Annotated in this window: 24 protein-coding genes and 1 pseudogene; 21 read left to right on the forward strand and 4 right to left on the reverse strand. The window is 34.1% G+C overall.

Annotated elements, in window-relative coordinates:
* Nucleotides 1-54: 54 nt before the first annotated feature.
* The 4 genes and pseudogenes from EUC40_RS10025 to EUC40_RS10040 all read left to right on the forward strand — a co-directional run bounded on the left by EUC40_RS10025 (nucleotide 55) and on the right by EUC40_RS10040 (nucleotide 2,570).
* Complete coding sequence (locus tag EUC40_RS10025) at nucleotides 55-804, forward strand: Nif3-like dinuclear metal center hexameric protein (RefSeq protein ID WP_156574792.1); 750 nt, start codon at nucleotides 55-57, stop codon at nucleotides 802-804.
* A gap of 158 nt (nucleotides 805-962) precedes the next feature.
* Nucleotides 963-1,163 (forward strand): annotated as a pseudogene (locus EUC40_RS10030) (aminoglycoside phosphotransferase family protein); the annotation flags it as partial.
* Nucleotides 1,160-1,717, forward strand: a complete 558-nt coding sequence (locus EUC40_RS10035) for a DUF7010 family protein (RefSeq protein ID WP_156574794.1) — start codon at nucleotides 1,160-1,162, stop codon at nucleotides 1,715-1,717. The pseudogene EUC40_RS10030 and the gene EUC40_RS10035, both read left to right, overlap by 4 nt.
* Nucleotides 1,718-1,742: 25 nt before the next feature.
* Nucleotides 1,743-2,570: an MBL fold metallo-hydrolase gene (locus EUC40_RS10040; RefSeq protein ID WP_156574796.1), complete on the forward strand. Its 828-nt coding sequence runs from the start codon at nucleotides 1,743-1,745 to the stop codon at nucleotides 2,568-2,570.
* Between the two features lie 151 nt (nucleotides 2,571-2,721).
* Here the strand turns inward: EUC40_RS10040 and EUC40_RS10045 are convergent, their stop codons facing one another.
* Both EUC40_RS10045 and EUC40_RS10050 read right to left on the reverse strand, forming a co-directional pair.
* Nucleotides 2,722-3,138 (reverse strand): SRPBCC family protein, encoded by a 417-nt coding sequence (locus tag EUC40_RS10045; RefSeq protein ID WP_070806561.1) that lies wholly within the window; start codon nucleotides 3,136-3,138, stop codon nucleotides 2,722-2,724.
* A gap of 79 nt (nucleotides 3,139-3,217) precedes the next feature.
* Nucleotides 3,218-4,228, reverse strand: a complete 1,011-nt coding sequence (locus tag EUC40_RS10050; RefSeq protein WP_071711659.1) for an aldo/keto reductase — start codon at nucleotides 4,226-4,228, stop codon at nucleotides 3,218-3,220.
* Between the two features lie 420 nt (nucleotides 4,229-4,648).
* Here EUC40_RS10050 and EUC40_RS10055 point away from each other — a divergent pair, with 420 nt between their 5' ends.
* The 5 genes from EUC40_RS10055 (at nucleotide 4,649) to EUC40_RS10075 (ending at nucleotide 9,012) form a co-directional block, all read left to right on the forward strand.
* A complete protein-coding gene (locus EUC40_RS10055) occupies nucleotides 4,649-4,993 on the forward strand; it encodes a winged helix-turn-helix transcriptional regulator (protein WP_000860819.1) in 345 nt (114 codons plus the stop codon).
* Nucleotides 4,994-5,182: 189 nt separating this feature from the next.
* Nucleotides 5,183-5,509: a winged helix-turn-helix transcriptional regulator gene (locus EUC40_RS10060; RefSeq protein WP_156574798.1), complete on the forward strand. Its 327-nt coding sequence runs from the start codon at nucleotides 5,183-5,185 to the stop codon at nucleotides 5,507-5,509.
* Between the two features lie 297 nt (nucleotides 5,510-5,806).
* Nucleotides 5,807-6,979: a cyclopropane-fatty-acyl-phospholipid synthase gene (locus EUC40_RS10065; RefSeq protein WP_156574800.1), complete on the forward strand. Its 1,173-nt coding sequence runs from the start codon at nucleotides 5,807-5,809 to the stop codon at nucleotides 6,977-6,979.
* A 201-nt stretch (nucleotides 6,980-7,180) separates the two neighbouring features.
* Nucleotides 7,181-8,242, forward strand: a complete 1,062-nt coding sequence (locus EUC40_RS10070) for an oxidoreductase (protein WP_071711657.1) — start codon at nucleotides 7,181-7,183, stop codon at nucleotides 8,240-8,242.
* A 32-nt stretch (nucleotides 8,243-8,274) separates the two neighbouring features.
* A complete protein-coding gene (locus EUC40_RS10075) occupies nucleotides 8,275-9,012 on the forward strand; it encodes a GntR family transcriptional regulator (protein ID WP_156574803.1) in 738 nt (245 codons plus the stop codon).
* A gap of 71 nt (nucleotides 9,013-9,083) precedes the next feature.
* Here the strand turns inward: EUC40_RS10075 and EUC40_RS10080 are convergent, their stop codons facing one another.
* The gene (locus EUC40_RS10080; protein WP_071711655.1) at nucleotides 9,084-9,428 is read right to left on the reverse strand and encodes a winged helix-turn-helix transcriptional regulator; all 345 of its coding nucleotides are present in this window, start codon (nucleotides 9,426-9,428) and stop codon (nucleotides 9,084-9,086) included.
* Between the two features lie 604 nt (nucleotides 9,429-10,032).
* On the opposite strand from EUC40_RS10080, the gene spxA reads away from it, so the two are divergent.
* From spxA to EUC40_RS10120, 8 genes are all read left to right on the forward strand, one after another.
* The gene (gene spxA, locus EUC40_RS10085) at nucleotides 10,033-10,428 is read left to right on the forward strand and encodes a transcriptional regulator SpxA (RefSeq protein ID WP_000261181.1); all 396 of its coding nucleotides are present in this window, start codon (nucleotides 10,033-10,035) and stop codon (nucleotides 10,426-10,428) included.
* 46 nt (nucleotides 10,429-10,474) lie between these two features.
* The gene (locus tag EUC40_RS10090; protein ID WP_000573531.1) at nucleotides 10,475-10,609 is read left to right on the forward strand and encodes a BA3454 family stress response protein; all 135 of its coding nucleotides are present in this window, start codon (nucleotides 10,475-10,477) and stop codon (nucleotides 10,607-10,609) included.
* A 164-nt stretch (nucleotides 10,610-10,773) separates the two neighbouring features.
* Nucleotides 10,774-11,187 (forward strand): Rrf2-family transcriptional regulator SaiR, encoded by a 414-nt coding sequence (gene saiR, locus EUC40_RS10095; protein WP_071711654.1) that lies wholly within the window; start codon nucleotides 10,774-10,776, stop codon nucleotides 11,185-11,187.
* Nucleotides 11,188-11,308: 121 nt separating this feature from the next.
* Nucleotides 11,309-11,644 carry an IDEAL domain-containing protein gene (locus EUC40_RS10100; RefSeq protein ID WP_071711675.1) on the forward strand — a complete coding sequence of 112 codons (336 nt, stop codon included), beginning with the start codon at nucleotides 11,309-11,311 and terminating at the stop codon, nucleotides 11,642-11,644.
* Between the two features lie 97 nt (nucleotides 11,645-11,741).
* The gene (locus EUC40_RS10105; RefSeq protein WP_156574805.1) at nucleotides 11,742-12,413 is read left to right on the forward strand and encodes a DUF3888 domain-containing protein; all 672 of its coding nucleotides are present in this window, start codon (nucleotides 11,742-11,744) and stop codon (nucleotides 12,411-12,413) included.
* Nucleotides 12,414-13,430: 1,017 nt separating this feature from the next.
* Complete coding sequence (locus tag EUC40_RS10110) at nucleotides 13,431-14,750, forward strand: aromatic amino acid transport family protein (RefSeq protein WP_156574808.1); 1,320 nt, start codon at nucleotides 13,431-13,433, stop codon at nucleotides 14,748-14,750.
* A 689-nt stretch (nucleotides 14,751-15,439) separates the two neighbouring features.
* Nucleotides 15,440-15,955, forward strand: coding sequence for a heme-degrading domain-containing protein (locus EUC40_RS10115; RefSeq protein WP_116758521.1), 516 nt, complete (start codon nucleotides 15,440-15,442; stop codon nucleotides 15,953-15,955).
* Nucleotides 15,956-15,997: 42 nt separating this feature from the next.
* Entirely contained in the window at nucleotides 15,998-16,471 is a 474-nt protein-coding gene (locus tag EUC40_RS10120) for a tautomerase family protein (RefSeq protein WP_156574810.1), read from the forward strand.
* Nucleotides 16,472-16,474: 3 nt separating this feature from the next.
* Here EUC40_RS10120 and EUC40_RS10125 read toward each other — a convergent pair whose 3' ends face one another.
* Entirely contained in the window at nucleotides 16,475-16,615 is a 141-nt protein-coding gene (locus tag EUC40_RS10125; RefSeq protein ID WP_156574812.1) for a hypothetical protein, read from the reverse strand.
* 437 nt (nucleotides 16,616-17,052) lie between these two features.
* Between EUC40_RS10125 and EUC40_RS10130 the strand changes: the two genes are divergently transcribed.
* From EUC40_RS10130 to EUC40_RS10145, 4 genes are all read left to right on the forward strand, one after another.
* Complete coding sequence (locus tag EUC40_RS10130; RefSeq protein WP_156574814.1) at nucleotides 17,053-18,267, forward strand: MFS transporter; 1,215 nt, start codon at nucleotides 17,053-17,055, stop codon at nucleotides 18,265-18,267.
* Between the two features lie 16 nt (nucleotides 18,268-18,283).
* On the forward strand, nucleotides 18,284-19,123 hold the full coding sequence (locus EUC40_RS10135) for an aldo/keto reductase (protein ID WP_156574816.1): 840 nt from the start codon (nucleotides 18,284-18,286) through the stop codon (nucleotides 19,121-19,123).
* Between the two features lie 401 nt (nucleotides 19,124-19,524).
* Nucleotides 19,525-20,598 (forward strand): WD40/YVTN/BNR-like repeat-containing protein, encoded by a 1,074-nt coding sequence (locus tag EUC40_RS10140; protein WP_156574818.1) that lies wholly within the window; start codon nucleotides 19,525-19,527, stop codon nucleotides 20,596-20,598.
* Between the two features lie 375 nt (nucleotides 20,599-20,973).
* Nucleotides 20,974-21,573, forward strand: coding sequence for a nitroreductase family protein (locus EUC40_RS10145; RefSeq protein ID WP_071711646.1), 600 nt, complete (start codon nucleotides 20,974-20,976; stop codon nucleotides 21,571-21,573).
* Nucleotides 21,574-21,646: the final 73 nt, after the last annotated feature.

A 21,646-nucleotide genomic window follows, 5' to 3' on the forward strand; every position in this document is an offset into this window, starting at 1 on the left:
TATTAGTATTTCCTTATTTTTGAAATATAAAAGTGAATGAAGGGAGAAATAAAAATGAATATAACGCAGTTTAAAGAACATATTACATCACTTTTTGAAGAGCATCTTCATAAATATGGTGATGATGAATATGGTTTCACCCACATTAGTAAAGAGGAATTTCACAAAATAGGTTACACAACAAATTTAACGTTAGAAACGATTAAAGAGGCGTATCGAAATGGAGTCGATATGATCGTTACACATCATGCACCTTGGAGTTTTTTATTTGGTATGGAAGAGGCTTGTATTGAGAAATTGAAACAATATGAAATGAATCATTTTTGGATTCATTTACCGCTGGATTTTGTGAAATTTGGGACGTGTATATCGTTATTTAACGAAATTGGGATAGATACAATTCTAGAATATTCTACGTATGAGGAAGAAGAATTACCTGGAATAGGAGAGTTTGAAGAAGAGATTCCCTTTTCAAACCTAGTTGAAAAATTGGAAGAGAGAATGGAAGAGAAAGTGAAGAGCTGGAGGAATCATGATAAACCAGTAAAACGGATTGCAATTTTAACTGGTGCAGGAAACAATACAAATTTGATTGAGCGTGCATTAGAAAAGGGGTGTGACACGTACATAACAGGAGAAAAAACGTTATATACAGTGCAACATGCGAAATTTAAAGGTATTAATTTAATTGTAGGCAGTCATACGTTTACAGAGGTGTTTGGTGTGGAAAGTTTGGCTCGGAAGTTAAAAGAAAGAGATTGTGCAATAGAAATTACTAGATTATATGAAGAACATTTGGAGTGAAGAAATTGCGGCGCATTGAAGGAAGTCGTTGCAATAAAACAATATTGTTTTTTGTTATATTAAGATGTTCGGGAGGGTGTTCCTTATTTTATCAAAAAGTAAAGTTGTCTTTTGAAATGAAGGAATATTCGGAATTGAAAGTGGAGAAATGGACATTAAAAGAAACGATTAATTATGCGATGAAACAATGTGTATTTCATAAAAAAGAACGAGATTTATATGAAGAAATAGTCATAGGATTATATTTGCGTATAGATACATGTTTACGGCACCACCCGAAAGATTTAGAAGAGTATTTAGTAGCTTGGCGTTATTGGGTGACTGAAATTGAGCCGACTTTGGGGGAGATAGTGAAATGAACATTGCAGAAGCGAAAAAGGATTTAGCAATCAAAACGAAGAGAGGATTACCGATTATATTAGCTGGTGTTTTATTTTGGATAGTTATGAGTATAACGGGCTTTGTCCTTTCGGAAAAACAAGTGGTGTGGGTATATTTAATCGGTATGGGATGTGTGTTTCCTTTCGGCTTAATGATAGCTGCTATATTGAAAATTGATATGTTTGCGAAAGGAAATCCGTTAGGGATTTTGGCAGGATTAATTGGTGGGATAAATGTATTGAATATTCCGCTTGTATTACTTGCCTATTTTCAATTTCCAGAATGGTTACCTTTTGTAGTAGCGATGTTAATAGGTGTTCACTTTATCCCGTACGTATGGATTTATGAAAGTAAAAGTTATGGTTTATTGTCAGTAGGGACTGTATTCGTAACATCAGTTTGCGGGATTCTTTTTGCAGATAATGGATTTACTGTAATTCCATTATCGGTTACAGCTGTCTATTTACTTACTTTTATAAGTTTATTAATTGAAAATCAAAAATTAGATTATTATCAACAAAAATCAGCTTAATAAAAATATAGGGATAGGGGGAATTATGATGAAAAATTTCGTTTGTACAACGTGTGGCGTGCAGTATGCAGCGGGTGTAGAAGAACCGGTGAGTTGTCATATTTGTGATGAAGAAAGGCAATATGTGAATCCGAAAGGGCAGTCTTGGACGACGCTAGAAAGCTTACAAACAGGTGATACATATAAAAATGAAATAATCGAAGAGGAAAACGGGCTTTATAGTATTACGACAAAACCAGGGTTTGCAATCGGGCAAACGGCATTTGTAGTGAAAACAGAGTCATATCGTTTACTATGGGACTGTATTACTTTTTTAGATGAAGCGACAATTGAAAAAATAAAAGAGCTTGGCGGATTAGATGCGATTGCGTTATCGCACCCGCATTATTATTCAACGCAAGTAGAGTGGGCAGAAACGTTTGATGTACCAATTTATATACACGAAGATGATAAAGAGTGGGTGATGCGCCCGAGTAGTCGCATAATTTATTGGTCTGGAGAGACTTTACAATTAGCTGATGGATTGGTCATTCATCGTTTAGGAGGGCATTTTAAAGGGGGATCTGTCTTACACTGGGAAGAAGGTAATAATGGAAAAGGAATTTTGTTAACAGGTGATATTATTCAAGTTGTAGCGGATGAGCGCTGGGTAAGCTTTATGTACAGCTATCCGAACTTAATTCCATTACCAGCGAGAAAAGTGGAAGAAATGGTGAATCGAGTGAAGACGTTACAGTTTAATCGTTTATACAACGCTTTTCATCGGGTAGTAAAAGAGAATGCAAATGAGGCAGTGGAACGTTCTGCTGAAAGATATATTAAGGCGGTAGAAGGAAAGTTATTTCATACGTAAAAAGTAATTTGATAAGCAGCAAAGCATCCCGTGCTTTGCTGCTTTTATAGTGCTGAAATGTCGTTATTTGTTGGTAAGTCGATATAATTTCATATACTAAAAACAACGAAAAGCAAAGCGATAGCGCTTTGCTTTTTATTGTTTTTAGTAGTCAGTCTAGAAATGCTTGCTGCAATGCTTTCAGTCCATCACTGTAAATACCATGAAACAGATTTATTGCCTCTTCATCACTAACCTCAACAGGAGTGAATGTACCAGACCACTCTACTAACGATGTGTTACTTTCAGTACCTTCTTTCACCTGGATTGTAGATAGATAATTAGTGACTGGGAATGGTGCATTCATAATTGAATACGTGTAGTAGCGTTCTTTTTCATTGAATACTTCTAAGCGTTCTATAATCGTGTCACCATCTGGATTAGCTAGGTGACGTACACGACCGCCTTCAGTTAATTTACTGCTAGGTATATAAGGTAACCAGTCTGGAAGGGAGTTGAAACCTCCGATTAATTGCCATACTTGTTCAGGTGAACCGAAAATTTCCATAGATGTAGTAGTATGTGCCATGTTCATTACGCTCCTTTTTATCTCGATATTTGCGAGCAAATAATCAGTGGGGGATGACCCCACTGATTAAGGTTTCAAATTATTTTACGTTGATTGGTAGTGGTGCATTAGGTGCTACTAGTTTTTGTTCGCGCATTTCTTCCCAGAATGCTGCTGGAATTATTGTGTTTAAGGCGTTTTGATCTTCTACAATTCGTTCCGGTTTACTTGCACCAGGAACAACAGCAGCAACCGCTGGATTCGCTAGTGAAAATTGTAATGCTGCAGCTTTGATGCTAATTTCGTGACGATCTGCAAGAGCTTTGATTTTCTCAACTTTTGCAATAATTTCTGGTGATGCTTTTTGATATTCGAAGTGAGCACCTCCAGCAAGAATACCAGAGCTATATGGGCCACCAACAACAATATCCATATTATGCTTTACAGCTGCAGGCATTACTCGTTGTAAGGCACGCTCGTGGTCTAGTAATGAATAACGACCAGCTAGTAAGGATATATTTGGCTGCGCTTCTTCTAAATCAAGCATAAGTTCAATTGATTCTACTTTGTTTACTCCAAGTCCCCAGCCTTTAATGACGCCTTCTTCACGTAAACGTGTTAATGCACGGAATGCTCCTGTTCGAGCTGTTTCAAATTGTGAAATCCACTCATCACCATAAAAGTCTTGTGCTAAATCATGAATGAAAACAAAGTCTAGACGATCTGTTTTTAAACGTTTCAAACTTTGCTCGATAGAACGAAGTGTTGCATCTGCGCTATAATCATTGATCATTTTATTTTTACGACCAAATTCGAACAGTCCACCTTTTTCACCTAAATCACGTGCAGATGGATCTTCTAGTTCATCTGAAATCGTTCGACCTACTTTTGTGCTCAAAAAGTAATCATCACGATTTCTTTTTGATAGTGCTTCGCCAAGACGAATCTCCGCTAAGCCAGATCCATAAAGGGGAGCTGTATCAAAGTAACGAACGCCATTCTCCCAAGCAGCATCCACTGTAGCGATTGCTTCTTCTTCTGGGATATTACGGTACATATTTCCTAGTGGTGCTGTACCAAAACCGATTTTTTCTTTTAGTAATTTACTCATTATAGATATCCTCCTAAAATGTATTTGAAAATTAATTAATGATTGTGAAAATCAATATATGTCATTGCCTCGTCTGACAAAAGGCATGATGAAAGTATATAAACAGTTAAAAAAGTACGTTAGCACTAAAAGATAACATGGGTAATTTCTAACACTGCATGACTCACTCAACTCTTACAAATGCTATTATGAAATGTATTTTACATAATGAAAAGTACGTACTTTAAAGTAATATAGATACTAAAAAGTAATACAGGTACTTTTTAGTGCCGTACTACTCATCTGCTGTTTACGTATGCTATTATGAAACATGTTTAAAGGGATAAAAAGTACGTACTTTAAGGTGCTATAGATACTTAAAAGTAACATTTAAATGTTTTAGCTTATTTGTCTTATAAAATTATTAAAGGAGATTTTTATATGAAAACATACAATATTCCTGTAGAGGCGACTTTAGAGGTTATCGGTGGAAAGTGGAAAGTAGTAATCCTTTGTCATTTAAAGAAAGACAAAAAGAGAACGTGTGAATTAAAACAATTAATGTCTGGTATTACACAAAAGATGTTAACACAGCAATTACGTGAATTAGAAGAAGATGGTGTAATCGAGAGAAAAGTGTATAATCAAGTGCCGCCAAAAGTAGAGTATTCTTTAACGGATTACGGTCATTCATTAGATTCTATACTTGATTCTCTTTGTAACTGGGGAGAAAATCATCTTGAAAAGAATGGTAACACTTCTATGCTCATTACAGCAGCAGAATAACCAAGAAAAAACGAACGAGAATACGTTCGTTTTTTCTTTTTGTATATAGGGAGATTTTTAAACGGCATAATTACTTTTTTGTAATATAGGTACTTTTTTGTGCTGTAGGAACTAAAATGTGCCGTATAGAAAATTAGTTGTTTTTACGTAACAATAGAGAAGAAATTTAGAAAAAAGGAGGGAGAGTAAGTGAAACAATATAATATACCGATAGAAGCAACTTTAGAAATTATCGGTGGAAAGTGGAAGGTCGTTATTTTATGTCACTTAACGAAAGGGACAAAGCGAACGAGTGAGTTGCAACGTTTAATTCCTGAAATTTCTGTTAGAATGTTGACGCAACAATTACGTGAGCTGGAAGATGATGGTGTAATTACACGTAAAATTTATAAAGAAATTCCACCCCGAGTAGAATACTCCTTAACTGATTATGGGTGGTCTTTGCAAAATGTATTAAATCAATTGACCGTTTGGGGAGAACGGTGCATAGATAGAAAAAATAGTAAAGTTAAGTGAAATCTCTATATGTAACATTGAAAACACCACCTAATGACGAGGTGGTGTTTTTTAGTATAAAAATTTAAAGGATCTATACCATATTAGCAACTGTTTTAGCCATGATGAAGAATTGATTAAAGTTTTAATAGGTACTTAAAAGTGCCTTCATCACTTTAAAGTACGTACTATGCTGCATAATATAACCGTTTTATAATGACACTCGTAGCAAGAAGTCATAACGGTTTTAAGCTATGTTCAAAAAGACTTATTAACTAGTATAGTTTTTTGTTCATTTTTTTAGTAGGAGATGTTTATATGGTTGAAGAACTTTTTTATAAAAAAATACTTAAAAATCTTTTTTCAGATCCAGTTCAAATTACACTTTGGAATGGGGAAACAATACAATATGGAGAAGGGGAACCTCAATTTCATGTAACATTCCATAAGCCGCTCTCCAAAAAAGAAATCGTTAAGGATCCTTCTATTGCATTCGGTGAAGCATATATGAATGGGGATCTTGAAATAGAGGGTAATCTTGAAAAAGCAATTCAATCTATTTATAAAAGGCAGGACAGCTTTTTAGGTGATAGTAAGTTGCAATATTTCAAAAGTAAATGGAATTTCTCAAAACAAAAAAATAAAGATGATATTGCTCATCATTACGATATTGGGAACGATTTCTATAAATTATGGCTTGATGAAACAATGACATATTCTTGTGCATATTTCCAAAATGAGCAAGATTCTTTAACGACAGCCCAACATAATAAAGTGAATCATATTTTGAAAAAGTTGAACCTTCAAAAAGGTGATACGTTATTAGATATTGGCTGTGGGTGGGGTGAACTCATTACAGCTGCCGCTAAACAGTACGGTGTGAAAGCGATGGGAGTAACGTTAAGTGAGGAACAATATGCTAAGACTTCCGAGCGAATTAAACAAGAGGGACTTACGGATTTAGTTGAAGTATCTTTACTTGATTACCGCGATATAAAGAATCGCAAATTTGATAAAATTGTTAGTGTAGGTATGATTGAACATGTAGGAAAAGACAACATTACGCAATACTTTGAGACAGTTAATACACTACTAAATGATGGTGGGATTTCTCTACTTCATTGTATTACTTCTCCAGCCAATGGTGGTGCTACGAATGGTTGGATTGAAAAATATATATTCCCTGGCGGTTATGTTCCTGCTGTTAACGAATTAATCACGAACATGACAAACGAACAATTTTTCATTGTTGATGTGGAAAGCTTACGTAGACATTACGGGAAAACATTACAACATTGGTCTCAAAATTTTGAAAACGTACTGGAGGAAGTTCGCAAAACGAAAGATGAGCGATTCATTCGTATGTGGCGATTATATTTAAATGCATGTGCAGCTTCGTTCTTTACAGGTAATATTGATTTACATCAATTTGTATTTACAAAAGGTATTAACGATACAATTCCGATGACACGTTCTTATATGTATGAATAAGAGTGTGATCTAATAGCTCTTAAACAATGTTTAAACTTATAGATCCATAACTTAAAGTAAAAGTCAGGATGAAAATCGAAATGATTTGTATCCTGACTTTTTTATTTATTATATATATTTAAAATAAAAACTATACTTTTAATAATAAAAATATATAATAAAAATAGAAATGAAATTTTATGAGCAAGGAAGTTGAAACATATGACACTAACAATGGGCTTTATTGGATTTGGAAAATCAGCTAACCGCTATCACTTACCGTATGTAAATACACGTGAAAATATAAAAGTAAAAACGATTTTTGTACGTCAAATTAATGAAGAATTAGCGGCTCCATATGAGGAGAAAGGTGTTAGTTTCACTACTGATTTGGATGAATTGTTGAATGATCAAGAAATTCAAGTGGTGACGGTCTGTACGCCAGCACATACGCATTACGAATTAGCGAAAAAAGTTATACTTGCTGGAAAATCAGTTATCGTTGAAAAACCATTTTGCGATACAGTAGAACATGCGAAAGAATTATTAGCTTTAGGACGAGAGAAAGGTGTAGTAGTTATGCCTTATCAAAATCGCCGTTTTGATGGTGATTTTTTAGCGGTGAAGCAAGTTGTAGAACAAGGATTCCTTGGTGATATCGTTGAGGTTGAATCGCATATTGATTATTTCCGTCCTGGTTCAATCACTCACGAAGGGCCAAAAGAAGAAGGTTCATTTTATAGCTTAGGTATTCATACGATGGACCGTATGATTTCACTATTTGGCCGTCCTGATACGGTGACATACGATATTCGTAATAATGAAGTGGAAGATGCGGTTGATAACTATTTCGATGTTGGTCTACATTACGGAAATCAGCTGAAAATTAAACTGAAAACGAACCATGTTGTAGCGAAAGATTATCCACGCTTTATCGTTCATGGAACAAATGGATCGTTTATTAAGTATGGTGAAGATCAGCAGGAAAATGATTTGAAAGCGGGGATTATGCCTGAAAGTGCAGGATTTGGTGAAGATTCGCCGATGTACTATGGAATTGCTAAATATCAAAATGCAAACGGTGATTGGATTGAAAAACAAATTAAAACGCCGCTTGGTGATTACGGTCGTTTCTATGATGCAGCGTATGAAACAATCGTAAATGGTGCACCCAAACTTGTGAAAGATGAAGAAGCGGTAACGAATATTGAAATCTTAGAAAACGGATTTGCTGCTCCATCACCTTCAGTTTATAAACTTGAGGCTTTAAACTTGAATGAATAGAAGAGGGAATACAGCATAAAGGAGGTATGGAAATGGCAAGCGGATCAACACAAGTAAAATACCTCGGCATTTACCAAAAAATTAAACAGCAAATTTTAGACGGTGAATATAAAATTAACGAAAAAATTCCAAGCAGTACCATCCTTGCTGAAGAATTTGGCGTTTCAGTCCTTACCATAAAAAAAGCGCTGGATCTGTTAGTTAGAGACGGCTACATCATCCGCCGGCGCGGAAGTGGAACAGTCGTTCAAGATTGGCGACAGCAGGAAAAGGCACGAATGATTCAAACTTTAACAGGTACGAAAGCTGTTTACGGCAGTGAGGTAGAAAGTGAAATTATCGAATTTACGATTGTCGGTGCCGATGAAATAATTGCTGAAAAATTGGGCATTTCAGTCGGGGATTTTGTATATAAAATCATCCGCCTCCGCATCATTCACAGTATCCCAACGATTATGGAGCATACATGGATGCCTATTTCGGTCATACCGGGTGTTGAGGTTTCTGTTTTAGAGGAGTCGATATATTCACACATTCAAAATAAACTAGGTCTTGAAGTAGGAACATCCGTTGTTAGGGTCAAAGGGGTTCGTCCAGATGATAGGGAAAAGCAGTTTATGAGCTTAACAAATCATGACTTTTTAATGCGAGTCGAACAAGTAGCCTACTTGACTGATGGACGAACTTTTGAATACTCTTATGCTGATCATCTGCCAGAAACCTTTGAATTTGAAACAGTTATTACTGCAAAAAGTTATAAAGAGGTATAAAAAAATAGGTTGGGGCACGTATTGCCTCGACCTATTTTTTGTCTTCAATATAGTTATAATAGAAACAGTTATTATTCATCGGCTGTAATAAGCATGGATGTGTTCCCGTTTTTTTCAAGATGAACTTCGCCCCAAGTGCAGAGGGAATCGAGTATGGCTCCTAAAGACGAACCGTAATTAGTTAAAGAATACTCTACTTTCGGTGGTACTTGGTCATATACTTTTCTTTGAATTACATCATCTTCTTCTAATTCACGTAATTGTTGTGTTAACATTTTTTGAGTAATACCAGGCATTAAACGCTTTAATTCGCTCGTTCTTTTTGTTCCTTTCTTTAAATGGCAAAGGATAACGACTTTCCACTTTCCACCAATAACTTCTAAAGTTGCTTCGACAGGAATATTATATGTCTTCATAAAAAAACTCCTTTGATAAATTTAGATTACAGTTTTGGGTGTACATACTAAAATTATTTCTTTTTAGTGCCTATAATACCTTAAAGTGCGTACTATTTATTGTGCTAAATATCGTTCATAATAACCGATGTAAGAGAGAAATAAGCAGAACTGTACTAGAAAATACATACGTTACTTTTTAGTACCTATAACACTTTAAAGTGCGTACTTTTTATTATGCTAAATATATTTCATAATAGCACATGTAAGTAAGAAATGAATAAAATGTATTTTGAAGTGCATTGGAAATTGGTTCGCTATAACACTATGGGGAAATTCAAACAAAAAAATGATTAATTATTCCAAGACTTAACAGTTGATTAATTGAACTGTAAAGTTTAGAATTACAGTAAGATTTTTAGAAGTGAGTTGTTATCTTCTGTAAAATGTAGTTTCAATCAATTTATAGAAGAAGCATGAAACGAATAGTAGAAATAAACGAAACATTGCTGAATAAATAATATTACGTGTATTTGATTCTAAACTGTAATTTTTTTTAATACATTTCAATAATTGATATTTAAAATGTACGTTTCATAAAGAACATTAAAGGAGTGAGTGAAATATGGTGGTTTTATATACAACAGCAAGCTGTGGTTCATGTCGAAAAGCAAAAGCATGGCTTGAAGAGAATCAAATTGATTATACTGAAAAAAACATCGTATCCAATTCTATGACAGTGGATGAACTTAAATCCATTCTTCGTTTAACAGAAGAGGGTGCTACTGAAATTATTTCAACTAGATCCAAAACTTTTCAAGACTTAAATATAAATATAGATGAGCTTTCGCTGAATGAATTTTATAAATTAATAATTGAGCATCCACTAATGTTGCGTCGCCCAATTATGCTGGACGAGAAAAGATTGCAAATTGGTTTTAATGAGGAAGAAATTCGAAAATTTTTACCACGTAGCGTTCGAACATTTCTGAACATTGAACTGCAAAAGTTGGCTAATTAATAAGTAATAGTGTGAAAGGAAATTTTTTGAAAGGAGGAAACAGAAGATGATAGAAGTATGTGTTACAGTCAATTATAACGATAGAAATTATCAAACAAATGTTATTGTAAGCAAAGATACGATATGGACAAAAATTAAACAATTGGCAGAAGAACAAGTTAAGAAACAATGGAGTCTTTAAATGTATTTTTAATTTAAAAAGCTAAATGAAGTTATGGAATCTATTTCTTTATGCTACGTGTGGTTCTTATATATTTTAACGTCGGGCTAACTTATCTGTAATATTTATGGCTACAGTATGTTAATATATGAAAAACAATATTTTTTGATCGTAGGAGGAAAACAATGAACAGCGACTTTACCTTGGCCATACACAGTTTAACTTATTTAGCTTTACAACCAGACCGGATGTCAACAAGTAGTGCTATTTCAGAAAGTGCAGGTGTCCATCCAGTACGCATTCGCAAAGTGCTAAGTTTGTTAAAAAAACATAAGTTTATACAATCAAAAGAGGGAACTGGTGGAGGTTTTATTTTCGCTTGTGATTTAAGTGAAGTTAATCTCTGGCATATTTATCAACTAACCTCTGAAGGTGCTTTGCAGCCTAAGTGTCCTGAATCAAATGGTCAATGTATTGTGGGTTCGAATATGCGAAAAGTTCTTTTCACTATTTTCTTAGGTGCAGAAGAACATCTAGGTGAATATTTAAAGAATTATACAATGAAAGAAGTTGTTGATCTTATCAATCAAGAACGTTAAGCGACTTAATGGCTATATAGCCGTGAGTTCTTAACATTTAAATGTAATAAAAAATAATACAGTTTAGTTTTTATATCTTGTTTAGCGTCACGAAAAAATAAATTGTAAGAAGGTGAAAAGTATAATGTCAAATAATAACCATGTTTTAAAAGTTGGAGATTGGGTTCGTGGAATATCAAATGAGGGTGAATTCATACTTGGTTACATTGTATCACTTGATGAAGTGGAAGATGTAGTTACAGTTAGTATTGTGAAACGTGACGACAAGTACACAAACAATGAAGCGATTTTACTCTTTAGTAAACACGTTAACAAACTCCCTGAATCAAAAGCAATCAATAAGGAGCAAATCCTTTATCTTATAGATCTTGCTTTATTAACAGGAGATGAAGAATGGTTTATTGAGCTTTCTGCAAAATTGAACTCGATAAAAGAGCTAGTTAATGGGGGATTTTAAAGCGTACATTTGGTATTTTTAATAGGGTGGATTGTGCAATAATATCATCTCTTTTGTTGCATTTTAATAAAAGAGGTGATTGATGGTATGAAAAAAAATAATTAGTATCATATGTTTTCTGAGTTTTTTATTACCCTGTATTTCCACTCAAGCAATTGTAAAAAAAGAAAATAATAGAAATGAAAGCTTTGACATAGATTTAACCGGTTATGAACTTTATTCGTTTGGTGACTTTAATCAATTAGGTTATAAGATAACGCCACTTACTCAACTGTTTTTAGGTATAGTTCAAACAGAAGGTGAGTGGATTGATGAACCACGATTATATATTAAGGGAAATAAAGGTTATTTTCATCTTTGGAAAGCAGATGGTACAAATGTTCTTTATACCGTTGAAAAGAGCGGTGACTTTTGGAAGATTATAGATGTGAAAAGAAAGAAAATCAACAGAATACCTGTACCAAAACAGTTTTTAAAAGAAGTAGTCATGAATCTCTTATTAGAGCCGATAAGTAAAGAAGTTGAAAACTATTATAAGGAACCAAAACTATGGGATCGAGGTTCTGAAAAAATACTTGAAATAAAAAAAGACGAAGTAAACTCTATTTTCTATGTAACTGTTCAAATTCAAACCTTTGAGGGTGCACACAATCCGCCTTATGGAGAGGATACAATTACTTTTCGTATAAAAGGAAATGATGTAAAAACGATTAATTACAAACATAGAGATATTCCTGAAGAGGAGTTGAAAAAACTCGAATTAAGATGACATTGCATTGAGTTGTTTGCACACCGCTGATAATAATTGTTATGTAAATAAGCTGCCCGATATGGGCAGCTTATTGTATTTTTGCGTTTAGCGTAGGTTTTTGTAAAATGTTGGCGGTCCTCTTATTGCCATCAAGTAAAAAACGTAGCTTCCTAAAAATGTATATGAATGCAATATCGATAATATATATCCTAAAAATTGGTTGGTACATTTAAAAAGATATTTCTTTTTAACCACATTAATTATTTATTAGAATATCTTTTTTAATTAAAATAAATTTTTTTGACAAAGAAGAATATAAGTATCTTTATAATGAGTAACTTGGATAAATAATATATGACTGTATTTTATGCTAATTCATTTAGTTTTAAGCGATAGGAACAAGGGTTGCGTGCTAACTGTAAAATGTTATCCATGTAAAATTATATCCAATTAATATTTCTGAAAATATAAAAATATTAATTTTATAAATATACACGTTATAATGAGGGCGTCGAGAGAAAATTTATTATCTCTGGAGAAAATATAAAAAATGCGATGACTAGTAAGAAAGGTGTGTGATTAGAGGCAAAATGTATGTAAAGCGCTTTAGTGGCTTGTGTAAACAATAGCATTAATGCTGACGAAGTTATTAAAGTTAATGCACGGAGTCGAGAGACAAATGCCTCACAAATTAAGAGAGGCCGGTTTATCTGAAATTACTGTTAAAAGTAAAAAGAGGGAAACCATTAAAGTAATAAACAGTTAGTAGAAACGTTGTAACGCATTTAGGAAATCTATTCTATATTTTTCTCTTAGCGGGTCTTTATATAAATGGTCAGTATTTTGAGTAAACTATTTTGTGAACGCTAACAATTATATAAAGATGCCGACTAGCGAATGTTTCAATGTGGATTAATTTTGATGAAGGTCATACAATGTGGGGCAACTTGTAAGACATTCATTTTTTCTGGAAAGGTAAATGTTCGTTAGCCATAAAGAGAGAGGTAAGAATAGGAGATAAGGGGGATTTATTATATGAACGGGAATACTGCAAAAAAAATAGAAGTTCAAGCTGAAAATACCGCAGTACAAAATGAGAACTATCTAGATCCAAAAAAGTGGCATAAGCAAGATACTACTTGGGCACTGAGTCTATTTGGAACTGCTATTGGAGCAGGGGTGCTCTTTTTACCGATTAATGCAGGTTCAGGTGGTTTATTATCATTACTGTTAATTACATTACTTGCATATCCGGTTATGTATTATTCACATAGGGCGCTTGCTAAAATGATATATGCTTCTAATTCTGCTGATGAGGGGATCACAGGTACAATTAGAGAGTATTTCGGAAATAAAGCAAGTATCATTTTTAACATCGTATATTTCGTTTCAATTTATACAATCGTATTAATGTATTCGGTTGCGCTTACAAATACTGCAAGTAGTTTTATCGTGCATCAATTGCACATGCCAGAGCCTCCAAGAGCTATTCTATCTCTTGTATTAGTGCTTGGTCTTATCGCTATACTAAATTTCGGTCAAGATATTACCGTGAAAATAATGAGTATGCTAGTGTATCCTTTCATAGCTTCTCTACTGTTTATCGCAATATCTTTAATTCCACAGTGGAATACGTCAATGCTTAGTTTTTCAGCTGTTTCTACTGCTTCAACAGGAACAGGGTATTTTGGAACGATATTAATGATTCTACCAATCATCGTATTCTCATTTAATCATTCACCTATGATTTCATCATTTGTTGTGAAACAGAGAGCTACGTATGGAATCGAAGCCACTGATGCGAAATGTGCGCAAATCCAAAAGGCTTGTTATATCATGACATTCGCGGTTGTTATGTTCTTTGTGTGGAGCAGTACATTGAGTTTGACTCCAGATGATATTAAAATGGCAAAAGAGCAGAACTTATCAATCCTTTCATATCTTGCTAATGAGCTTAATTCGCCTGTAATCACTATTGCAGCTCCTATCATTGCTTTTGTGGCTATTACAAAGTCTTTCCTTGGCCATTATATCGGAGCATATGAAGTAATGCGTGACGTGATTATGAAGTTTGGTAAAACACGTGGAAAAGATATAGAAGAAAAAACAATTAAGACAATCATCCTTACTTTTGTCGTATTAACATGCTGGTATGTTGCTTATGCAAATCCAAGTATTCTTGGCATTATTGATTCTCTAAGCGGTCCATTAGTTGCTGCTATCTTATGTCTATTACCGATGTATGCGATCCGAAAAGTACCAGTACTAGCTAAATACAAAGGGAAAATGAGTAATGTATTTGTTATTATTGTAGGTGTACTTACTGTTTTAGCGAGTATTAAATCATTATTCTAATTCACGATTGTTGATTTTAGTGTCAAAGTAGTGGAATATGAAATATCTATTTTTGGACAAACTTCTCACGTTGGAGAGTTTGTCCTTTTTATCCCGCTTTAATGGGCAGTAAGACCCTCACCTCAAAATTCAGCGGAAGCAAAGAAGTTAGGTGGGGGATCAACTGCCCATAAAAGTCCGATTGGTGAAGGCTAATAATCAGTGGGGGATGAAGAAAACCCCCACTGATTAAAGTTTCACTTTATTTAATCTATCAACAAACAGCCACCTTTCAGATAAGGTGGCTGTTTCGGTATATAGGAGTGTTTCTTTGATCAGAAAAGAATCTAGTTTCGGCTAGGTTCTTTTTATTTTTCGTTTGTCTTGATACAAAAATTTGATGAATTTGAATTACAACCATTGAGCAAAAAAAGTTTGATATGAAAAATGTTATTCTTTAGTACATACATTTTTAAGATGTTAAATATATTTCATAATAGTCTCTGTAAGATAGGGATAAGTAGAATAGTACTTTAAAGTACCTATAGCACTTTAAAGTGCGTACTTTTTATAACTTTGAATATCATTCATAATAGCACCAGTAAGAAGAAAACAAGCTTTACGGAACTAGTTACCAACGATGTTACAGCATTTTATTCAGAATCAGATTGATTGAAAGGTTGTACTATATGGCCTAATAATTTCAAAAAATGCCGCAGTGGCATAAAACAATTATGGAGGTTAAAGATATGAGTACTTCAAATTTGAATGAAATAAGTAAACAAATTTTAATAGAAGAGGAAACACTTCAATTTTCTTCTTTTACAAATGAAGATGCCTTGCAAATAGGTTTATTTATTGTTGAAACAGCAAAGCGAGAGGGGAAATTGATTGCTGTTGATATAACGAAAAATGGTGTGCAATTATTTCATTTCAAGATGACAGGGACAAATGAGGAAAATACGAAATGGATTGAGCGTAAAAAACGAGTCGTTTCCCTGCATGATCGTAGCTCGTATTATATGCAGATACAAAGTGAAATAACTGGAATTTCATATAATGAAAAATATCTTTTAGATACTTCGGAATATGCTGCGTTTGGTGGGTGCTTTCCTATCAGAATAAAAAACGTAGGGGTTATTGGAATGATAACAGTTTCAGGATTACCGCCAGAAGTAGATCACGAATTGGTAGTAAGAGCAGTTAAAAATCATTTGAACCAATAGTTGTAGATAGTGAATAAATAATTAATTTTAGGGGGCAATACTATGCCATTAATTGAACTAAATACTTGGCCAACCATGTCAACAGAAGAAAAGAAGGAATTCATTTATAGTGTAACGGAACTTACAATAAAACTATTAAAAATTGTCCCTGACAAAATTCAAGTGTTGATAACGGAACTTGAGAAAGAAAATTGGGGGAAAGCTGGGGCTGTAGCAAGTGATGCTACCTTTGCTGAGAAAAGTAGGGTGTCCAATTGGGAGACAAAAGAGTCTTACGATACACCGGGTCGTAATGTTGATGGAATGGCTATTATTAAGATTGATATATGGAATACATTTGATCAAGATACAAAGGATAAGTGGGTAAACGAACTTACACAAGTGACATCTAAATATACTCATGCACCTTTGGATAAAGTGCTAATTCTTATTCGTGAAATGATTCCAGGAAACTGGGGGCAAAGTGGTGTAACGGGAGCTAATGCAGATTTCCTTTCCAAAAGTCGTACATTTTAATGATTAAATAAAAAGGCAAAAACGAACATATTTCTGTTCGTTTTTGCCTTTTTTGATATTTGTTTGCGGTAATAAATATAATCCTTTATATTTTTGAGCAATATCCTCTAAAGTTGCCTCTATCGGAAAAGTGTATTTTTTCATATGAAAGCCTTCTTCGTGGAATGTAGATTTCAATTTTGAGCAAAATAAGCTAGGTTATGTAAATGTTACTTTTTAGTACCTATAGTACTTTAAAGTACGTACTTTTTATTATGTTAAATATCATTCATAATAGCACATGTGAGAGGGAAACAAGCTTTATGGTACGAGTAATTAACTATGTTACTTATTAATATCTACAGCACTTTAAAGTATGTACTATTCATTATGTTACACGTATTTCATAATAGTACTTGTAGGAGAGAGACAAGCTTTACGGTACTAAAAAGTGCCTATCGTACTTTAAAGTGCGTTCTTTAAAAAGAGAATGAAACCATTCATAATAGCGTTTGTAGAGATTAAATATATTTTTTGAAAGATAAAAGGGCCTTTTTATCGCACTATTATGATAGGAATTATAGGGAAGAGGGGGAACTCAATTGAATTCATATACAGCATCGTCCTCAGGAGTTCAGACGAATCGAAGAAGTATATTTGCGTTATTAGCGCTAGCAATTAGTGCGTTCGGGATTGGGACAACTGAATTTGTTAGTGTCGGTTTATTACCATCTATTTCGGAAGATTTACATGTGTCGGTTACAACAGCTGGTTTAACAGTTTCTTTATATGCGTTAGGCGTAGCGTTTGGTGCTCCAGTATTAACGTCATTAACAGCTAATATGTCACGAAAAACGTTATTAATGTGGATTATGATTATTTTCATTATTGGTAACGGAATCGCAGCGGTAGCAACAAGCTTCACTGTATTACTTATTGCGCGAATTGTTTCTGCACTTTCGCATGGTGTGTTTATGTCAATTGGTTCAACGATTGCTGCGGCACTCGTACCAGAAAATAAGCGCGCTAGCGCGATTGCCATTATGTTTACTGGTGTAACAGTTGCAACTATTACGGGGGCACCAATTGGAACATTTATTGGTCAACAATTTGGCTGGAGAACATCATTTTTAGCAATTGTGGTAATTGGAATTATTGCCTTAATCGCAAACAGTATTCTCATTCCATCTAATATGAAAAAAGGTACGTCTGTATCATTCCGTGATCAGTTTAAATTGATTACGAACGGAAGACTATTACTAGTTTTCGTCATTACTGCATTAGGATATGGGGGAACATTCGTAACATTTACGTATTTATCTCCGTTATTACAAGAAGTAACAGGATTTAAAGCTAATACGGTTACTATCATTTTATTAGTGTATGGAATCGCCATTGCGATAGGGAATGTGATTGGCGGAAAATTATCGAATCATAATCCAATTCGAGCGCTATTTTACATGTTCTTTATTCAAGCGATTATATTATTTGTTTTAACATTTACAGCACCATTTAAGGTAGCTGGGTTAATCACAATTATTTTCATGGGACTATTCGCATTTATGAATGTCCCAGGGTTACAAGTATATGTCGTAATGTTAGCTGAACGATTTGTACCGAGTGCTGTCGATGTTGCATCGGCAATTAATATTGCGGCGTTTAATGCTGGGATTGCTCTTGGTGCTTATTTAGGTGGTATTGTAACGAATTCGTTAGGGTTAATTCATACGGCTTGGGTAGGCGGCATTATGGTAGTAGGTGCTGTTGTTTTAACAGCATGGAGTATGTCATTAGAAAAACGAGATCAAGCAAAATAAAAGGAGAGAAAATAAAATGAAAAACTTACAAAGTAAAACAAAATTGCAAAACGGTGTAGAAATGCCTTGGTTCGGTTTAGGTGTATTTAAGGTAGAAGAAGGACCAGAACTTGTAGAAGCGATTAAAGCAGCAATTAAAGCAGGATACCGTAGTATCGATACAGCGGCGATTTATGGAAATGAAACAGCTGTAGGTGAAGGAATCCGTGCTGGTATTGAAGCGACTGGAATTTCAAGAGAAGAATTATTTATCACTTCAAAAGTATGGAACGCAGATCAAGGATATGAAGAAACAATCGCTGCATATGAAGAGAGCTTAAAAAAATTAAAACTAGATTATTTAGATTTATATCTTGTTCACTGGCCTGTAGAAGGGAAATATAAAGATACATGGAGAGCGTTAGAAACACTTTATAAAGAAAAGCGTGTACGTGCAATTGGCGTAAGTAACTTCCAAATCCATCATCTGCAAGATGTAATAAAAGATGCAGAAATTAAGCCAATGATTAACCAAGTAGAATACCACCCTCGTTTAACACAAAAAGAATTACAAGCTTTCTGTAAAGAACAAGGTATTCAAATGGAAGCATGGTCACCACTAATGCAAGGTCAATTATTAGATAACGAAACATTACAAGCAATTGCTGAGAAACACGGTAAAACAACAGCACAAGTTATCTTACGTTGGGATCTTCAAAATGGAGTAATTACAATTCCGAAATCAACGAAAGAACACCGCATTATTGCAAACGCTGATGTATTTAATTTTGAATTAACGAAAGAAGATATGGAAAAAATCGATGCATTAAACCAAAATCACCGCGTTGGTCCAGATCCTGATAACTTTGATTTCTAATAAAAATGAGTAAAAAGAGTGCAAAAAATTGCACTCTTTTTATAGTTTCTATTCAATAAAGTGTTTCTGTTTATGACTTTTGGATTGTTTTAGGCTATGTGGAAAACTGATTTTAAAATAGTATAAAGTTTGACATAAAATAATGCATTCTATAATATATGCTATAGCATGTATATTATAAGTTATTTGGAGGTGGCATATGGACTTATATGATTTAACAGGATATCTTGTTCATCGTACTGATGTGAAGTTAACAAATTATATAAGGTAAGTTATTATCACATATTCCTTATATAATTTATCTTTTATATGCTATAGCATATAAAAATCATTTCTTAACTGGTAATGTTCAAAATTTAAATAATATAGTAGAGAATTTATGAAACGAGGAGATTTTAGTTATGGAAAAATTCATATTAGCGTTTGATAGAGAACTTGTAATTGCAGAAAAAAAAGACTCAACATGGAGCGTCCAATCGCAGTTTGTAGGTGCTAATCCAGTTGCATTAGCTTTAGATCCATACGACCAAGAAAGAATGTATTGTGGTACTTTTGATAGGGGATTATGGAGAAGCAAAGATGGAGGAAGTTCATGGGAAGCGATTGGAACTTTACCTTCTTTTGGTGAAGTGTTCTCAGCCAATGCTATTCATATGAGAGCTATTACAGCAGTTGCTGTATCTCCAGCAAAGGGGGATGACGGTAACGGGATTGTATATGTAGGAATTGAACCGAGCGCAATGTTTGTATCTAAAAATGGAGGAGACAGTTTTGAACTGCTAACGGATTATCGACAAATACCATCGTATTCATCATGGTTCTTTCCTCAACGAACATATACGCACCACGTAAAACATATTGAAATTGATGCTAATAATCCAGAAACTATTTATACAACGATTGAGGTTGGGGGATTAATAAAAAGTGTAGATGGCGGTATGACATGGACTGAGGAAAAAGAGGGGAACTATCCTCAAGATATTCACATTCTTAAATCACATCGCAATGCGCCAAATCGCTTATACGGGGTTTTAGGTGATTCATTCTTGAAAGAACCAGGTCACGAGTATGCGGAGAGTAATGATGGAGGTAAGACGTGGAACTATATGTGTAGTGGGCTAAAGCATCATTACGCATATCAAATGGCAGTTAATCCTAATGATCCAGAAAATATTATTATCGCGACATCTTCAAATCCACACGTAGCGCATGATTACAATAATGGAAATTGTGAATCATATATTTATAAGAAAGAAAAAGATCAGTATTGGACAGAAATGAATGCAGGTTTACCAACTCCTAAAGGAACAATCATACCAGTATTAAAGGCAACAAGTGATGGAACGTTCTATCTGTTTAGCAATAAAGGAGTGTATCAGTCAGTAGATGGTGGTTCAAATTGGACATCATTAGAGATTCCTTGGGAGAGTAGATTTATGGAACAACATCCTTATGAGATGTTAATCATTAAATAAGTGACGGATATAGTTTTTACTGCTATTCATTGGTAATGTTTAGTTGAATTTAAATTAAAAATGTAAAAAGCCAGGTAATGCATTATTCATGCTACCTGGCTTTTTTGCTGGTTAAAGTTATATTTGTGTAAATATGAAACACGCAGGATACATTAATAGAGAATGGGTAAAATAGTACCGAATAATGACTAGATATTATCAATAATGTTATAAGGCTTTTTTTAGGACAACTGAAGGATGAAGTGTGTTTAGATTCAGAGTGATTGGCAATGGGTGTTATGAAGTTCAATGATTCAACAATGGACTCATTTAAACGCATATTATCTTCGAGATGTATCATTTTGAAGAATATTAAAACTTAGGAGGAAATAAATTATGACAAAAGATTTCTATACTGCACTGAAAGAAAGACGTACTTACTATGGCATTAATAAAGAGGTACAAGTATCGGATGAAAAAATTAAAGAAATCGTGGAGTTTGCTGTGAAATATACGCCTTCAGCTTTCAATTCTCAAACTGCGCGATTAGTTGTATTATTTGGTGAAGCTCATGATAAATTATGGGATATTACAACTGAAACATTAAGAAAAGTAGTTGGAGATGGAGATTTTTCAGGAACGCAACAAAAAATGGATTCCTTTAAAGCTGGTTATGGAACAGTACTATTCTTTGAAGATGAGTCTATCGTTAAATCGCTTCAAGAAAAATTTGCTGCATATGCTGAAAACTTCCCAATTTGGTCACACCAAGCATCTGGTATGCACCAATTGGTTGTGTGGACAGGTTTAGAAGCAGAGGGATTAGGGGCATCTTTACAACATTATAATCCATTAATTGATGATGAGGTAAAACAAGAATGGAATGCCCCTACTAATTGGAAACTCATTGCACAAATGCCATTTGGTAATCCAACAGCTGCACCAGGGGAAAAAGAATTCCAACCGCTTGAAGAGCGTGTGAAATTTCATAAGTAATAAACGTTAGCCATAAGGAATGAGTAAAAAGATTCTAGTTATGAATACGATCACAAGTGTAACAATATGTATA

The sequence above is a fragment of the Bacillus luti genome, from assembly GCF_009739945.1.
GTDB lineage: Bacteria > Bacillota > Bacilli > Bacillales > Bacillaceae_G > Bacillus_A > Bacillus_A luti.

Coding starts and splice junctions, on each gene's coding strand:
- EUC40_RS10070 (WP_071711657.1), top strand. CDS start 7,181: ATGACACTAACAATGGGCTTTATTGGATTTGGAAAATCAGCTAACCGC.
- saiR (WP_071711654.1), top strand. CDS start 10,774: ATGAACAGCGACTTTACCTTGGCCATACACAGTTTAACTTATTTAGCT.
- EUC40_RS10080 (WP_071711655.1), bottom strand. CDS start 9,428: ATGAAGACATATAATATTCCTGTCGAAGCAACTTTAGAAGTTATTGGT.
- EUC40_RS10140 (WP_156574818.1), top strand. CDS start 19,525: ATGGAAAAATTCATATTAGCGTTTGATAGAGAACTTGTAATTGCAGAA.
- EUC40_RS10115 (WP_116758521.1), top strand. CDS start 15,440: ATGCCGCAGTGGCATAAAACAATTATGGAGGTTAAAGATATGAGTACT.
- EUC40_RS10050 (WP_071711659.1), bottom strand. CDS start 4,228: ATGAGTAAATTACTAAAAGAAAAAATCGGTTTTGGTACAGCACCACTA.
- EUC40_RS10035 (WP_156574794.1), top strand. CDS start 1,160: ATGAACATTGCAGAAGCGAAAAAGGATTTAGCAATCAAAACGAAGAGA.
- EUC40_RS10065 (WP_156574800.1), top strand. CDS start 5,807: ATGGTTGAAGAACTTTTTTATAAAAAAATACTTAAAAATCTTTTTTCA.
- EUC40_RS10125 (WP_156574812.1), bottom strand. CDS start 16,615: ATGAAAAAATACACTTTTCCGATAGAGGCAACTTTAGAGGATATTGCT.
- spxA (WP_000261181.1), top strand. CDS start 10,033: ATGGTGGTTTTATATACAACAGCAAGCTGTGGTTCATGTCGAAAAGCA.
- EUC40_RS10135 (WP_156574816.1), top strand. CDS start 18,284: ATGAAAAACTTACAAAGTAAAACAAAATTGCAAAACGGTGTAGAAATG.
- EUC40_RS10025 (WP_156574792.1), top strand. CDS start 55: ATGAATATAACGCAGTTTAAAGAACATATTACATCACTTTTTGAAGAG.
- EUC40_RS10055 (WP_000860819.1), top strand. CDS start 4,649: ATGAAAACATACAATATTCCTGTAGAGGCGACTTTAGAGGTTATCGGT.
- EUC40_RS10110 (WP_156574808.1), top strand. CDS start 13,431: ATGAACGGGAATACTGCAAAAAAAATAGAAGTTCAAGCTGAAAATACC.
- EUC40_RS10090 (WP_000573531.1), top strand. CDS start 10,475: ATGATAGAAGTATGTGTTACAGTCAATTATAACGATAGAAATTATCAA.
- EUC40_RS10120 (WP_156574810.1), top strand. CDS start 15,998: ATGCCATTAATTGAACTAAATACTTGGCCAACCATGTCAACAGAAGAA.
- EUC40_RS10040 (WP_156574796.1), top strand. CDS start 1,743: ATGATGAAAAATTTCGTTTGTACAACGTGTGGCGTGCAGTATGCAGCG.
- EUC40_RS10075 (WP_156574803.1), top strand. CDS start 8,275: ATGGCAAGCGGATCAACACAAGTAAAATACCTCGGCATTTACCAAAAA.
- EUC40_RS10145 (WP_071711646.1), top strand. CDS start 20,974: ATGACAAAAGATTTCTATACTGCACTGAAAGAAAGACGTACTTACTAT.
- EUC40_RS10045 (WP_070806561.1), bottom strand. CDS start 3,138: ATGGCACATACTACTACATCTATGGAAATTTTCGGTTCACCTGAACAA.